At 66.8% G+C, this 740-nt stretch carries 1 protein-coding gene; it reads left to right on the forward strand.

From position 1 onward, the window contains the following. Positions 1-172: 172 nt before the first annotated feature. Positions 173-740, forward strand: a 568-nt coding sequence (locus D8M34_RS18595) for an iron-containing alcohol dehydrogenase (protein ID WP_126894746.1), incomplete at its 3' end; no start/stop codon positions are given.

Raw genomic sequence — 740 nt, forward strand, 5'->3', positions numbered from 1 at the left:
CGGCACCCACTTCGAGGTGTCCGCCGCACACCGGTGACCCCTCCGGACGGAGGGTGCACCCGCCCCGCCGGACGGCCGGGGGGTCAGGTACCCATCTGTAGCTGTTGCCACTTATTCGCAACAACCATTGTTGTGCTCGTCCGCCAGCCGACGACGCCGTCGAGGAGAGCCAATGGCCATCGAGCTCAACCAGATCTGGGACTTCCCGATCAAGGAGTTCCACCCGTTCCCCCGGGCCCTGCTCGGGGTGGGAGCGCACGACATCCTGGGGGTCGAGGCGAAGAACCTAGGCATGACCCGGGTGCTGTTCGTGACCACCGGGCTGCGCGGCTCCGGGATCGTCGAGGAGCTGAAGGGCAAGGTCGAGTACCAGGGTGTCGACGTGGTCGTCTTCGACCAGGTCGAGTCCAACCCCAAGGACTACAACTGCATGGACGCCGCCGCGCTCTACACGAGCGAGAAGTGCGACGGGATCATCTCGATCGGAGGCGGCTCCGCGCACGACGCCGCGAAGGGCGCCCGCGTCGTCATCGCGGACGACGGCCGCAACATCAACGAGTTCGAGGGCTGCTCGAAGTCCAGGAACATGGAGAAGCCGCCGCACGTCGCGGTCTCCACCACGGCCGGCACCGGGTCGGAGACGTCCTGGGCGTACGTCATCACCAACACCTCCGACATGGACAACCCGCAGAAGTGGGTCGGGTTCGACGACGCCGTCGTCACCACCCTCGCGCTGGACC

Origin of the sequence: Microbacterium sp. HSID17254 (genome assembly GCF_003989315.1) — a bacterium.
GTDB lineage: Bacteria > Actinomycetota > Actinomycetes > Actinomycetales > Microbacteriaceae > Microbacterium.